Below are 14621 nucleotides of genomic sequence, written 5' to 3'. Positions count from 1 at the left end.
CGGGGTCTCGGGGGACCGATACTTATGCTAACTTTGCTTGTCGACTTCGCGGACAAGGTGTCGTTCTTCAACGTCTTCCGCTACATCACCTTCCGCACCGGCGGCGCGCTGATCACCTCGGCGCTGATCGTGTTCATCTTCGGACCGGCGATCATCAATGCGCTCCGCCTGCGGCAAGGAAAGGGCCAGCCAATCCGCGCCGACGGCCCACAGACCCACTTCAAGAAGGCCGGCACGCCGACCATGGGCGGGTTGATGATCCTGTGCGGTATCATCGGCTCGACGCTGTTGTGGGCGAACATCGCATCCGTCTATGTCTGGGTGGTGCTGTTCGTCACGCTCGGCTTCGGTGCCATCGGTTTTTATGACGACTACCTCAAGGTCACCAAGCAGTCGCATCTCGGTCTTTCCGGCAAGGCGCGTCTCGGCATCGAGTTCGTGATCGCCAGCATCGCTGCCTGGATCATCATGCACAACGGCCAGGCGCCGTTCTCGTCGTCGCTGACCTTCCCCTTCTTCAAGGATTTCCTGCTCAATCTCGGCTGGTTCTTCATCCCCTTCGCCTGCTTCGTCATCGTAGGTGCCGGCAATGCGGTGAACCTGACCGACGGGCTCGACGGCCTTGCCATCGTTCCGATCATGATTGCCGCGGCCTCCTTCGGCGTCATCGCTTACCTCTCGGGTAACGCTGTCTTCGCCGAGTATCTGCAGATCCACTTCGTGCCGGGCACCGGCGAACTCGCCGTCATCCTGGGTGCTGTCATTGGTGCTGGCCTTGGCTTCTTGTGGTTCAACGCGCCACCCGCCGCCATCTTCATGGGCGACACCGGTTCACTCGCGCTCGGCGGCCTGATCGGTACTGTTGCGGTCACCACCAAGCACGAGATCGTCATGGCGATTGTCGGTGGCCTGTTTGTCATGGAAGCACTCTCGGTCATCATCCAGGTCGGCTTCTTCAAGCTGACCGGTCGACGGGTGTTCCTGATGGCGCCGATCCATCACCATTTCGAAAAACTTGGCTGGACCGAGAGCCAGGTGGTTATCCGTTTCTGGATCATTGCTGTTATCCTGGCGCTGATCGGCCTTTCCACCCTCAAGCTGCGCTGAGGTTCCCATGATCCCCGCCACCTCATTTCAGGGAAAGCGAGTAGCTCTCTTCGGCCTCGGCGGCTCGGGGATCGCGACCGCGCGTGCATTGAGCGAGGGCGGGGCCGACGTGCTCGCCTGGGACGACAATCCCGAAAGCGTGGCCAAGGCCGCAGCCGAAGGCATAGCCACAGGCGACCTGCGTGGCGCCGACTGGGCCGGCATCTCGTCCTTTGTGCTTTCGCCCGGCGTTCCGCTGACCCATCCCAAGCCGCACTGGACCGTGGAACTGGCGCGCGGTGCGGGTGTCGAGATCATCGGCGACATCGAGCTTTTTGCCCGAGAGCGGATCGCGACTGCCCCGACAGCACCTTTCATCGCCATCACCGGCACCAACGGCAAGTCGACGACGACGGCACTGACCGCGCACATCCTGCAATCGGCAGGACGCGACACCCAGATGGGCGGCAATATCGGCCGCGCCGTGATGACGCTCGATCCGCCGCAGCCCGACCGCCACTACGTCGTCGAGTGCTCGTCCTATCAGATCGATCTCGCGCCTTCGATCAACCCGACGGCCGGCATCCTGCTCAACCTGACGCCCGATCATCTCGACCGTCACGGCACCATGCAGCACTATGCTTCGATCAAGGAGCGGCTGGTCGCCGGCAGCGATACGGCGATCATCGGCGTCGACGACGTCTATTGCGCTCAGATCGCCGACCGTCTCGAGCGTGTCGGCAAGGAAGTGGTACGCATCTCCAAGCGCCTGCCCTTGACCCAGGGCTATTTCGCCGACGGCAGCGATTTGATGGAAGCGGTGGACGGCCGCTACAGCCGCATCGCCTTCCTCGAAGGCATCGGTTCGCTGCGCGGCCAGCACAATGCGCAGAACGCACTCGCAGCTGTTGCCGCCTGCCTCAAGGTCGGGCTCGATCTTGGCGAGATCCAGGCCGGGCTCGAAAGCTTTCCCGGCCTCGCGCACCGCATGGAGCAGGTTGGCCGCAAGGGCCATGTGCTGTTCGTCAACGATTCCAAGGCTACCAATGCCGATGCGGCAGCACCGGCGCTGTCGAGCTTCCCGCGTATCTACTGGATCGCCGGGGGGCTACCCAAGGAGGGCGGCATCGAGCCGCTACGCAGCCTGTTTCCGCGTATTGCCCGTGCGTACCTGATCGGCGAAGCGGCGCCCGCCTTTTCCGCAACGCTGGGTGAGGCGGTGCCATACGAGATTTCTGGCACGCTGGCAGCGGCAGTCGAACATGCGGCTGAAGATGCGGCAAAGGACGATAGCAGCGAGGCAGTGATCCTGTTGTCTCCGGCCTGCGCCAGCTTCGACCAGTTCAAGAACTTCGAAATTCGCGGCGAAGCCTTCAGGCAAGCTGTGAATGCTATTGATGGCGTCAGCGCTATCGGAGGGGCAAGATAATGGCCAGCCGTCTCGACAGAAGTCCTGTTGCCTTGTGGTGGTGGACGGTCGATCGCTGGTTCCTGGCGGCATTCCTGTCGCTGATGGGACTGGGCATCGTGCTTTCGTTTGCCGCAAGCCCCGCCGTTGCCGAGCGCATCGGCCTGGGCAGCTTTCACTTCGCCACGCGCCAGATCATCTTCACGATCCCGGCCTTGGTCGTGATGATCGCGGTGTCGTTCCTCGAAGTCCGCCAGATCAGGCGCCTGGCGCTGGTGATGATGTGCATCATGCTGGTGATGATGGTGGCGGTGCTGTTCATCGGCGTCGAGGTCAAGGGCGCGCGGCGCTGGGTCTCTCTTGCCGGCCTGTCGGTCCAGCCGTCGGAATTCCTCAAGCCGGCCTTTGTGGTCATCTCCGCCTGGCTGCTCGCCGAACATGAGCGGCATCCAGACATCCCCGGCAATTTGTTTGCGATGATCCTGCTTGGCGTGGTCTTAGCGCTGCTGATGGCGCAGCCTGACTTCGGCCAGACCATCCTCGTGCTCGGTACCTGGGGGGTCATGTTCTTCATGGCCGGCATGTCCTGGTTCTGGATCATCACGCTCGGGGCCGTCGGTATGGGTGGTGGCCTGGCAGCCTATACAGTGTTCCCCCACGTGGCCGGCCGTATCGACCGCTTCCTCACTGGCGAGGGCGACACGTTCCAGGTCGACATGGGCCGCGATGCGATCATCAATGGCGGCTGGTTCGGCGTAGGGCCGGGCGAGGGAACGGTCAAACGCGTCATCCCCGACAGCCATGCCGACTTCGTCTTTTCGGTCGCCGGCGAGGAGTTCGGCATCGTGCTCCTTCTGGTCATCATGTCGATCTTTGCGTTCATCGTGCTTCGTGGCCTGCGCATTGCGCTCAAGGAGCATGACGATTTTACGCGCTACGCGGTCGCCGGGCTCGTCGTGGTGTTTGGCTTTCAGTCGATCATCAACATGAGCGTGAACCTGCAGTTGATGCCTGCCAAGGGCATGACCTTGCCGTTCATCTCCTATGGCGGTTCGTCGCTGATCGCGATCGCGATTTCCATGGGCATGGTGCTGGCGCTGACGCGCAAGAAACCCGAAAAGCTCAGGCCCAACAGCTTTGCCGCGATGCGGCGCCACGCAGTGCCGGCCGAATAACATGGCAAAGGGAACTGTCATGCTTGCCGCCGGCGGGACCGGCGGCCATCTCTTTCCGGCTGAGGCACTGGCGCACGAGCTGACAGCGCGCGGCTGGCAGGTGCATCTTGCCACCGACGACCGCGCCGAACGTTTCGCTGGGAAATTTCCGGCGGTGGCCATTCATCCGATTTCATCCTCGACCATTGGCTCGAAGAACCCGGTTTCACTGCTGCGCGCCTTCTGGAGCATCTGGCGCGGCGTGCGGCAGACCTCGCAGGTGATCGCCAAGATCAAGCCTTCGGTCGTCATCGGCTTCGGCGGCTATCCGACGTTGCCGCCGCTTTATGCCGCCACGCGGCGCAACGTGCCTTCAATGGTTCACGAGCAGAACGCGGTGATGGGCCGCGCCAACAAGGCGCTTGCCCAAAGGGTCGATGCGATTGCCGGCGGTTTCCTGCCAGAAAATAGCGGCGCCAACAGCGCCAAGGTCGTCGTCACCGGAAACCCGGTCCGGCCGGCCGTCATCGAAGCGGCGAAGGCACCTTATGTGGCATCGGCCGGGACAGAGGCGTTCAATCTTCTGGTCTTCGGCGGCAGCCAGGGCGCGCAGTTCTTTTCCGATGCGGTTCCAGCTGCGATTGCCTTGCTGCCCGAAGGACAGCGCAAGCGCCTACGTGTCACCCAGCAGGCCCGCGTCGAGGATGCCGACAAGGTCAAGGCCGCCTATGCCAAGCTCGACATCACGGCTGACGTTTCGCCGTTCTTCAACGACATGGCCCAGCGCATGGCCGCCGCCCAGCTGGTGATTTCACGCTCGGGTGCGTCGACCGTCTCCGAGATCGCTGTCATTGGTCGTCCCGCTTTGCTGGTGCCATATCCACACGCGCTCGACCACGACCAGGCGGCGAACGCCGCACGCCTGGCGGCGGCGGGCGGGGGCGAAGTGCATCCGCAAGCAACGCTTTCGCCGGAGCGCATCGCGGAGCTCTTGGGCACTGCGATGGCCGAACCGGCACGGCTCGCAACAATGGCGGCTGCCGCTAAGTCAGTCGGCAAAGCAGACGCCACACGGTTGCTCGCCGACCTCGCAGAGGCTATTGCGTCGAAAATACCCGTTTCGGAATTCAAGAAGGGAGTGCGGCCATGAAGATGCCGCAGACGATCGGCCTCGTGCATTTCATCGGCATTGGCGGCATCGGCATGAGCGGCATCGCAGAGGTGCTGCATAATCTCGGCTACAAGGTGCAGGGCTCTGATCAGGCCGATAGCGCCAATGTGCAGCGCCTGCGCGACAAGGGCATCGAGTGTTTCGTCGGCCATCGCGCCGAGAACCTCGGCGACGCCGAAGTGATCGTCGTTTCGACGGCGATCAAGAAAACCAATCCTGAGCTCATGGCCGCGCGCGAGAAATTGCTGCCGGTCGTGCGCCGCGCCGAGATGCTGGCCGAGCTGATGCGTTTCCGCAATGCGGTCGCCATCGGCGGCACCCATGGCAAGACCACCACCACCTCGATGGTGGCGGCGTTGCTGGACGCCGGTGAACTCGATCCGACCGTCATYAAYGGCGGCATCATCAACGCCTATGGCACCAATRCCCGCATGGGCRMGGGCGAGTGGATGGTGGTCGAGGCCGACGAGAGCGACGGCACCTTCCTGAAACTGCCGGCCGATGTCGCCGTCGTCACCAATATCGACCCCGAGCATCTCGACCACTACGGCAGCTTCGACAAGGTGCGCGAGGCGTTCCGCCAGTTTGTCGAGAACGTGCCGTTTTACGGTTTTGGCGTCATGTGCACCGATCACCCCGAAGTGCAGGCGCTGGTCAGCCATATCGAGGACCGCCGCGTCATCACTTATGGCGAAAACGCCCAGGCCGACGTGCGTTTCACCAATCACCGCATGGACGGTGCCGTGTCCGTCTTCGACGTTGTCATCCGCAACCGCAAATCGGCGTCGTCGACAACCATCGAGGGCCTGCGCCTGCCGATGCCCGGCCGCCATAACGTCTCCAACGCCACCGCTGCAATTGCTGTCGCCACCGAACTCGGCGTCTCCGCCGAGGCGGTGAAGCGCGGCCTGTCGTCCTTTGGCGGTGTCAAGCGCCGCTTTACCCATACCGGCACCTGGAACGGCGTCGAAGTGTTTGACGACTACGGTCACCATCCGGTCGAGATCAAGGCTGTGCTGCGCGCGGCGCGCGAGGCCACCAAGGGCCGCGTCATCGCCATCGCCCAACCGCATCGCTTCACGCGCCTGCACGATCTGTTCGACGATTTCTCGGCCTGCTTCAACGATGCCGACACGGTCATGGTGGCGCCTGTCTACACCGCAGGCGAAGATCCCATCGAGGGCGTCAATTCCGAAACGCTGACCGCTCGCATCCGCGCCGGTGGCCATCGCGACGCCCGCTACATCGAAGGGCCCGCTGCTGTCGCGCCGATCGTGCGTGAGCTCGCCAAGCCGGGCGACTTCGTCGTCTATCTCGGCGCCGGCAACATCACCCAATGGGCCTATGCGCTGCCTGGAGAGCTCGCCGGAGGCGGGTCGTGACGGGTGGCGAAGCGCTGATTGCAAAGCTTGGAGATCGACTTTCGGGCCTGCGCGGGCGGCTGACGCCCAGTGCGGAGATGGAAAAGATCACCTGGTTCCGTGCAGGCGGCATTGCCGACGCATTGTTCCAGCCCGCCGACGAGGAAGATCTTGCCGCTTTCCTGAAGGCCGTGCCCGAAGAAATCCCCGTTCTGGTCGTCGGCATCGGCTCCAATCTTCTGGTGCGCGAGGGTGGCATTCCCGGCTTCGTGGTGCGTCTTTCCGCCAAAGGTTTTGGCGAGGCCGAGACGGTTTCCGAAACCGGGATCAGGGCAGGTGCTGCCACGCCCGACAAGCGCGTGGCTGCCCTTGCGCATGACAGCGGGATTGGCGGCTTTCATTTCTACCACGGAATCCCCGGTGCGATCGGTGGTGCGCTGCGCATGAATGCCGGCGCCAACGGCGTGGAAACGCGCGAACGCGTGGTCGAAGTCCGCGCGCTCGACCGTGCCGGAAACCTGCATGTGCTGTCCAACGCCGACATGGGCTACAGCTATCGCCATTCCGCGGCCGCCGCCGATCTGATCTTCACCTCAGCGACCTTCGAGGGATATGCCGAGGACAAGGACGCCATCAAGGCGGCGATGGACGCAGTCCAGCATCATCGCGAGACGGTGCAGCCGATCCGCGAAAAGACAGGCGGTTCGACCTTCAAGAACCCCGAGGGCAGCTCGGCCTGGAAGGAAATCGACAAGGCCGGCTGCCGTGGGCTGATGATCGGCGGCGCGCAGATGTCGCCGCTGCATTGCAACTTCATGATCAATACCGGCAACGCCACCGGCTACGATCTGGAGTATCTCGGCGAGACCGTGCGCAGTCGCGTGCTGGAAAATTCCGGCATCCGCCTGCAGTGGGAAATCAAGCGCCTCGGGCGCTTCAAGCCAGGTCACGAAGTGCAGGAGTTCCTTGGGCAATTGCTCTAGGTTGCAACCCCTGCTCGCGCCCGGCGAGATCGGCCGGGGTGCCAGCGAAAGAACATCGATAGCGACAATGTTTCGCAAGCCCTCGCGCCTACCGCGCCGAGGGCTTTTGCTGCCCGGTTTGCGCCTTTTGGCGCTGTCATTCGGAGGCTGATCGGAAGCTGCTTCGGTCATCAAATCGCAATGAATTCCAATCGGCTCTTGCCACGGAATCAAGTCTCTGATTCTCTGACCTAAAGCGTTTCCTGATTTGAGTCGCATAACGCGTAGCCCGCGTTTCCATTCGGAGGTCCAACTTCCGGAGGCTCTGATTTAGTCTTTGGAAGCAATGTGTTGTGTCCGAGTCTAGAGGGGATACTGGGGATGAAGTCGAAGCACGTCGCTGTTCTGTTGGGCGGGTTTTCGTCCGAGCGGCCTGTGTCCCTGTCGTCTGGCAATGCCTGTGCCGATGCGCTCGAGCAGGTGGGTTATCAAGTCACCCGGGTCGACGTTGATCGCGATGTCGGTGCTGTGCTCTCGGCCCTGAAGCCGGACGTAGCATTCAATGCGCTGCATGGCCCCTTCGGCGAAGACGGTACGATCCAGGGCATTCTCGAATATCTCGGCATTCCCTACACCCATTCGGGCGTGCTTGCTTCGGCGCTTGCGATGAACAAGGAGCAGTCGAAGAAAATCGCCAAGGCTGCCGGTATCCCGATTGCCGAATCCAGGGTTCTTGATCGTTTCGCGATCGGCAACCAGCATCCGATGAAGCCGCCTTACGTCGTCAAGCCCGTGGCTGAAGGCTCGAGCTTCGGTGTGGTCATCGTCAAGGAGGATCAGTCGCATCCGCCGCAAGTGATCTCGTCGTCGGAGTGGCGTTATGGCGACACGGTCATGGTCGAGCGCTACGTCCATGGGCGCGAGCTGACCTGCGCTGTGATGGGCGACGTGGCGCTCGGCGTCTGCGAGATCATCCCGACGGGGCACGCCTTCTACGATTATGATTCAAAATATGTCGCTGGGGGATCAAAGCACGAATGCCCCGCGAAAGTTTCACCGAATATTTACCAAAAAATACAAACACTGGCGCTCAAGGCTCACCAAGCGATCGGGTGCCGGGGCGTCTCCCGGTCTGACTTCCGGTACGACGACCGCCATTCCGAAAATGGAGAGGTCGTCTGGCTGGAGGTCAACACGCAACCCGGTATGACGCCGACGTCGCTGGTGCCTGAGATTGCTGCCCAAGCCGGGCATTCGTTTGGTGAGTTGTTGAGTTGGATGGTGGAGGACGCTTCGTGTTTGCGTTGAGATCGGGACAGAACAGGAAGGTGAACGGCGCGACGCCGAGCGTCTTCGGGCTGTCCTTGTCCGCGGAGCACTTCGTGCTGCCGCGGCTGCTGCGCAAGCCGGTTCGCATGCTGTCGCGCTTTTGGCGTGGGGAGTTCACTCCTCCGCCCTATGCTGCGTCGATGCTGACCGCTGCGTTTCTGGCCGCAAGCTCGCTCTACGGCGCTTACCTCGGTGGTCATTTCCCGGCGATGGTCCAGGGTGTGACTGCCCGCAGCGGTTTTGCCGTCGACCAGATCAAGGTTTCGGGCAATCGCGAAACCTCCGAAATCGACATTCTCGACAAGCTTGAACTCGACGGCTGGACCTCTTTGGTCGGCTTCAATCCGGAAGAAGCGCGGGAGCGCATCATCAGCCTGCCTTGGGTTCGCGATGCCGCCGTGCGCAAGGTTTATCCCGATACGATCGAGGTTCGCGTCGATGAACGCGATGCCTTTGCCATCTGGCAGCATGGCAGCCAGCTCAGCATCGTTGAGAAGGATGGCAAAGTCATTGCCCCGTTCACCGGCGGTCGTCAGGTCGCCTTGCCGCTGGTCATCGGTTTTGGGGCCGCTGAACGCGCCGCTGACTTCGTTGCCCGGGTTCAGGCCTATCCGGAGCTGGCGTCGCGCGTGAAGGGCTATATCCGCGTCGGCGAGCGGCGTTGGGATCTGCGCCTCGACAACGGAATCACTGTCAAGCTGCCCGAGAATCAGGTCGATGCGGCACTTGCCGATCTCGTCGCGCTCGATCGCGAGAACGCGCTTTTCACGCGTGACATCTTGGCCGTCGACATGCGCTTCGGCGACAGGCTCGTGGTGCAGCTCACGCCGGAAGCGGTCGAGCGACGCGCGGCCGCGCTGAACACCAAGCCGAAGGCCGTCAAGGCGAAGGTGGAGAAAAGAACATGAGCTGGCTCGGCGGTCAAAAAGATCCGGTCTCGCGCCGCTCGGGCATCCTGACGGTGCTCGACGTCGGTTCGAACAAGGTCTGCTGCGTGGTCGCCAAGCTGAAGCCGGCCGAGGGCAGCCAGTTGCTCAAGGGGCGTACCCATCAGGCCCAGGTCATCGGCATCGGTCACCAGAAGTCGCAGGGCGTGAAGTCGGGTGTTGTTGTGGACCTCGACCGCGCGGAGCACGCCATCCGGCTCGCAGTCGATGCGGCCGAACGCATGGCCGGGCTGACCGCGGATTCTTTGATCGTCAATCTGTCGGCCGGGCGCATCAAGAGCGAGGCGTTCTCGGCAACGATCAATCTCGGTGGTCATGGCGTTGAAGAGGCCGACGTTCAGCGCGTGCTCGCCGCCGGCGCCAAGCAGGCGCTCAAGGCCGAGCGCGATGTCATCCATTCGCTGCCGGTTGCCTTTTCGCTCGATGCCGAACGCGGCGTACGCGATCCGCGCGGCATGGTCGGCGACACGCTTGGCGTCGACATGCATGTGCTGACCGGCGATTCGGCGCCGATGCGCAATCTGGAGCTCTGCATCAACCGCTCGCATCTGTCGGTCGAGCACATGGTTGCGACGCCTTATGCCAGCGGCCTGGCGGCACTGGTCGACGACGAACTCGAAATGGGCGCTGCCTGCATCGACATGGGCGGTGGCACGACTACGCTGTCGGTCTTCTCGGACGGTCGTTTCGTGCATGCCGATTCCATTCCGATCGGCGGCAATCATGTCACCATGGACATGGCCAAGGGCTTGTCGACGCGTCTCGACGATGCCGAGCGGCTCAAGGTCATGCACGGGTCGGCCTTGCCCGGCAGTGCCGACGACCGCGACCTGATCAGCATCCAGCCTATCGGCGTCGACGACAATGAAATGCCCCTGCAGATCCCGCGCTCGATGATGACGCGCATCATCCGCGCCCGCATCGACGAGACGCTGGAATTGCTTCGCGATCGCCTGAACAAGTCGGGCTACGGCAATGCTGTGGGCAAGCGCGTCGTTCTGACGGGCGGTGCCAGCCAGCTGGTCGGGCTGCCCGAAGCAGCGCGTCGCATTCTCGGCCGCAACGTACGCATCGGCCGCCCGCTTGGCGTGGCAGGTCTGCCGGAGGCGGCCAAGGGGCCGGCTTTCGCGACCGCCGTCGGGCTTCTCATCTACCCGCAGATGGCCGGCATCGAGAGCCATTCTGCAAAAGGGATTTCCCGTTACAGGGCAACGGGAACTGGCGGAAAACTGCATCGCATGAGTCAGTGGTTGAGAGACAGTTTTTAGGAATTGACGGGGACAGCCCCATAGGCGGCCGCACGGCGAAGCGGCTTGAAAGGCAAAAAGGACGAGGACTATGACGATCAATCTGCAGAAGCCGGATATCACCGAACTCAAGCCCCGCATCACCGTGTTCGGTGTCGGCGGCGGCGGCGGCAATGCTGTCAACAACATGATCACTGCTGGCCTGCGCGGCGTCGAGTTCGTGGTGGCCAACACCGATGCTCAGGCGCTCACCATGTCGAAGGCCGAGCGCCTCATCCAGCTCGGCGCCCACGTCACCGAGGGCCTGGGTGCCGGTTCGCAGCCGGAAGTCGGTCGCGCCGCCGCTGAAGAGTGCATCGACGAGATCATCGATCACCTGTCGAACACCCACATGTGCTTCGTCACCGCCGGCATGGGCGGCGGCACCGGCACCGGTGCTGCTCCCGTCGTTGCCCGCGCGGCACGTGAAAAGGGCATCCTGACCGTCGGCGTCGTCACCAAGCCGTTCCACTTCGAAGGCCAGCGCCGCATGAAGACGGCTGACTACGGCATYGAAGAGCTGCAGAAATGCGTCGACACGCTGATCGTTATCCCGAACCAGAACCTGTTCCGTCTCGCCAATGACAAGACGACATTCGCGGACGCCTTCGCCATGGCCGACCAGGTGCTCTATTCGGGCGTCGCCTGCATCACCGACCTGATGGTCAAGGAAGGCCTGATCAACCTCGACTTCGCCGACGTCCGTTCGGTGATGCGCGAGATGGGCAAGGCCATGATGGGCACCGGCGAAGCATCGGGCGAGGGCCGCGCGATGGCCGCAGCCGAAGCTGCGATCGCCAACCCGCTGCTCGACGAAACCTCGATGAAGGGCGCGAGGGGCCTGCTGATCTCGATCACCGGCGGCCGCGACCTGACCCTGTTTGAAGTCGACGAAGCTGCGACCCGCATCCGTGAAGAAGTCGACCAGGACGCCAACATCATCCTGGGCGCTACCTTCGACGAGGACCTGGAAGGCGTCATTCGCGTGTCGGTTGTTGCCACCGGCATCGACAAGGCCGCCGCCGACATGGCTGCGACACCGCTGACCATCCGTCAGGCGCCGAAGCCGGCACCGCGTCCGGTTGAGGTCCGTCCGGCGCAGCAGGCGGCTCCGATCGAGCAGCCGCGCATGGAAGTCCGCGCCAACGATCCGGTCGCCGAGGCAATCCGCCTGGCCGAAACCAACGCCGCTGCCATGGCTCAGCCGCGCGCAGCCGCTCCGCAGGGTGAAGAGTTCCGCCCCCAGAGCAAGCTGTTCCAAGCTCCGCCTGCCCAGCCGCAGGCTCAGCAGTACCAGCCCCAGCCGCAGCAGTTCCATCAGCCCGCGCCGCAGCCGGTGGCACAGCCACAGGTGGCACCCCAACGCGAGATGATGCAGCCGGCTCCGGTTCAGCAGCGCATGCCGCGCGTCGAGGACTTTCCGCCGATGGTGAAAGCCGAAGTGGAAGCCAAGGCCAAGCCGGCCGATCACGAGGACCGCGGTCCGATGGGCCTGCTCAAGCGCCTGACGAGCGGCTTGACCCGCCGCGAGGAAGAGCCTGCACGCCTGCAGCCCGCGCAGCCGCGCGAGCCCAAGCTGCGCCAGCCGGCTCCCGAACAGCGCCGCATGACCAGCCAGGAATCGCAGCTCTATGCACCGCGTCGCGGCCAGCTCGACGAGCAGGGCCGCCTGGCACCGCAGGCACGGACTCAGGAAGACGACCAGCTGGAGATTCCGGCGTTCCTTCGCCGGCAAGCCAACTGAACTGTGAACGACCAGTAACACTGTTTGAAAGGCGGGCGTCTCGACGTCCGCCTTTTGATCTGAAAAGATCATTCAAATCATTGACTTGACGGGGCGAGTCGACGCCGCCCCGCAGTTACACAGAGTAAGAAACCGTGATTTGGAGTCTGTCATCCGGAAGACTATCTTCGCCCCGATTAAGGTCGCTTGGGCGGGTGTCGTGGGGATGAGGACCCGTCTAGCGAGGACAAGAACCGTGCGCCGTGGTGTGGCGAAGCGGGCTTGAAGTGGACGGGCATATGGGGATCGACTTGCAAGATTATCAGACAACACTCAAAGCACGCGTCACGCTATCGGGCATAGGTGTCCATAGCGGGAAGCCCGTGACTATCCATTTCGCGCCGGCGGACGCCGACACGGGTGTGGTGTTTCAGGTTGCTGACCGAGAATTCCGCGCAATTGTGTCGGAAGTGGGTGCGACCGACCTTTGTACACTGCTGGGTGATCCCGCAGGTCTTCACGTTGCAACGATCGAACACTTGATGGCCGCGCTTTTCGGCCTCGGTATCGACAATCTCCTGATCGAGGTCGACGGCGCAGAAGTGCCGATCCTCGACGGCAGTGCCGCGCAATTCGTCGAAGCCATCGACCAGGTCGGCATCGAAGTGCAGGACGTCAAGCGCCGCTACATCCGCGTTCTCAAGCCGGTGCGAATCGAAAGCGGTGCCTCCTGGGCGGAGTTCCGTCCCTATGGCGGGACGCGATTCGAGGTCGAGATCGATTTCGAAAGCCCGGCGATCGGACGCCAGTCCTTTGCATCCGATATCAACGACGACATCTTCCGCCGCGACATCGCGCGCGCCCGCACCTTCGGCTTCATGAAGGACGTCGAGCGGCTTTGGGCTGCCGGCTATGCGCTCGGCTCGTCGCTGGAGAATTCGGTGGTCATCGGCGACGACAGCCACATCATCAATATCGAAGGCCTGCGCTTTTCGAATGAGTTCGTGCGTCACAAGACCCTCGACGCCATGGGCGATCTCGCCCTTGCCGGAGCACGCTTCATCGGCTGCTTCCGCTCCTATCGCGGCGGCCACAGGCTGAACGCGGCTGCCTTGCGCCGCCTGCTTTCAGACCATTCGGCCTTCGAGATCGTCGAAACGTCGCGCCGCGAGCGCGGCCGTTCGGCGGAACTGATCGCTGTCAGCGCCGCTGTCCACGCGCCCTGGACACTCTGACAGCACGCAATTTTCCGGAAGAGTGGTGTGGCCTTGTTGCACCACTCGGCCGATGAAATGGCACGTGTATTGACCTGCCACAAAATTGCGCGATTGGCGGCTGATAGCGTTGCCCGGCAAAGCCAGTTGTGATCTATGGCCATTGCCTAAAGCGAAACAGCGCCAAAGGGGCGAAACTCTGTGATGTCATTGATACGAGCCGGCCGATCGAAATTGCGCGCGACACCTCTGGTTGTGGCGCTTTCGCTCATCGCTCCGACGCTTGCGCTTTCCGGTTGCATGTCGGGCGAAGCCGATGTCGATCTGGCGACCTATGTCGAGCAGACCGAACCGGCCGACGTGCTCTACAATCAGGGCCTCGCCAACCTGAATGCCGGCCGTCTCAAGGAAGCCAGCCGCAAGTTCGAAGCAGTCGATCGCCAGCATCCCTATTCGGAGTACGCGCGTAAATCGATGGTGATGGGCGCTTTCGCCAGCTATCGCCAGGGCGCTTATGAAGAGGCCATCGGCTCGGCCAAGCGCTACCTCGCGCTCTATCCATCGACCGATGACGCGGCCTATGCGCAGTACATCATCGGCTTGAGCTACTTCCGTCAGATTCGCGACGTGACGCAGGATCAGAAGGATGCTCGCCGCACCATCGAAGCAATGACCGAAGTGGTCCAGCGCTGGCCGACGTCGGAATATGTCGACGACGCCAATGCCAAGATCCGCTTTGCCCGCGACCAGCTCGCCGGCAAGGAAATGCAGATCGGCCGTTATTATCTCGAGCGCCGCGAATTCATCGCTTCGGCAAAGCGTTTCCGCAATGTGGTCGAAAATTATTCGAACACGCGCCACATCGAAGAAGCGCTCGCTCGCCTGGTCGAGACCTATTACGCGATGGGCCTGACCTCGGAAGCGCAGACTGCGGCGGCCGTGCTTGGACAGAATTATCCTGACAGCCAGTGGTACAAGGA

General features: G+C 62.6%; 12 protein-coding genes. All 12 read left to right on the top strand.

Going from position 1 to position 14621, the window contains the following annotated elements; all coding sequences use genetic code 11:
- Positions 1 to 24 precede the first annotated feature (24 nt).
- A complete protein-coding gene (gene mraY / locus AC1DWF_RS07250) occupies positions 25 to 1107 on the top strand; it encodes a phospho-N-acetylmuramoyl-pentapeptide-transferase (protein WP_476782049.1) in 1083 nt (360 codons plus the stop codon).
- A 7-nt stretch (positions 1108 to 1114) separates the two neighbouring features.
- Complete coding sequence (gene murD, locus AC1DWF_RS07245; protein ID WP_476782048.1) at positions 1115 to 2515, top strand: UDP-N-acetylmuramoyl-L-alanine--D-glutamate ligase; 1401 nt, start codon at positions 1115 to 1117, stop codon at positions 2513 to 2515.
- Complete coding sequence (ftsW, locus tag AC1DWF_RS07240) at positions 2515 to 3669, top strand: putative lipid II flippase FtsW (protein WP_476782047.1); 1155 nt, start codon at positions 2515 to 2517, stop codon at positions 3667 to 3669. The genes murD and ftsW overlap by 1 nt, the downstream gene beginning before the upstream one ends.
- A gap of 1 nt (position 3670) precedes the next feature.
- Entirely contained in the window at positions 3671 to 4798 is a 1128-nt protein-coding gene (gene murG, locus AC1DWF_RS07235; protein WP_476782046.1) for an undecaprenyldiphospho-muramoylpentapeptide beta-N-acetylglucosaminyltransferase, read from the top strand.
- Positions 4795 to 6201 (top strand): UDP-N-acetylmuramate--L-alanine ligase, encoded by a 1407-nt coding sequence (murC, locus tag AC1DWF_RS07230; protein WP_476841555.1) that lies wholly within the window; start codon positions 4795 to 4797, stop codon positions 6199 to 6201. Before murG ends, murC begins: the two co-directional genes overlap by 4 nt.
- Positions 6198 to 7163, top strand: a complete 966-nt coding sequence (gene murB, locus AC1DWF_RS07225) for a UDP-N-acetylmuramate dehydrogenase (protein WP_476788497.1) — start codon at positions 6198 to 6200, stop codon at positions 7161 to 7163. The genes murC and murB overlap by 4 nt, the downstream gene beginning before the upstream one ends.
- A gap of 360 nt (positions 7164 to 7523) precedes the next feature.
- Positions 7524 to 8450, top strand: coding sequence for a D-alanine--D-alanine ligase (locus AC1DWF_RS07220; RefSeq protein WP_476783871.1), 927 nt, complete (start codon positions 7524 to 7526; stop codon positions 8448 to 8450).
- Positions 8438 to 9379 carry a cell division protein FtsQ/DivIB gene (locus AC1DWF_RS07215; protein WP_476783872.1) on the top strand — a complete coding sequence of 314 codons (942 nt, stop codon included), beginning with the start codon at positions 8438 to 8440 and terminating at the stop codon, positions 9377 to 9379. Before AC1DWF_RS07220 ends, AC1DWF_RS07215 begins: the two co-directional genes overlap by 13 nt.
- Positions 9376 to 10686, top strand: a complete 1311-nt coding sequence (gene ftsA / locus AC1DWF_RS07210; protein ID WP_476783873.1) for a cell division protein FtsA — start codon at positions 9376 to 9378, stop codon at positions 10684 to 10686. The genes AC1DWF_RS07215 and ftsA overlap by 4 nt, the downstream gene beginning before the upstream one ends.
- A gap of 70 nt (positions 10687 to 10756) precedes the next feature.
- A complete protein-coding gene (gene ftsZ / locus AC1DWF_RS07205) occupies positions 10757 to 12448 on the top strand; it encodes a cell division protein FtsZ (protein ID WP_476788496.1) in 1692 nt (563 codons plus the stop codon).
- Positions 12449 to 12726: 278 nt separating this feature from the next.
- Complete coding sequence (lpxC, locus tag AC1DWF_RS07200; RefSeq protein WP_476783875.1) at positions 12727 to 13662, top strand: UDP-3-O-acyl-N-acetylglucosamine deacetylase; 936 nt, start codon at positions 12727 to 12729, stop codon at positions 13660 to 13662.
- A gap of 183 nt (positions 13663 to 13845) precedes the next feature.
- A partial coding sequence (locus AC1DWF_RS07195; protein ID WP_476841554.1) for an outer membrane protein assembly factor BamD occupies positions 13846 to 14621 on the top strand: 776 nt, incomplete at its 3' end.

It is taken from the genome of Aminobacter sp. P4_D5 (assembly GCF_056401815.1).
This window is presented reverse-complemented; position numbering and strand designations above follow the sequence as displayed.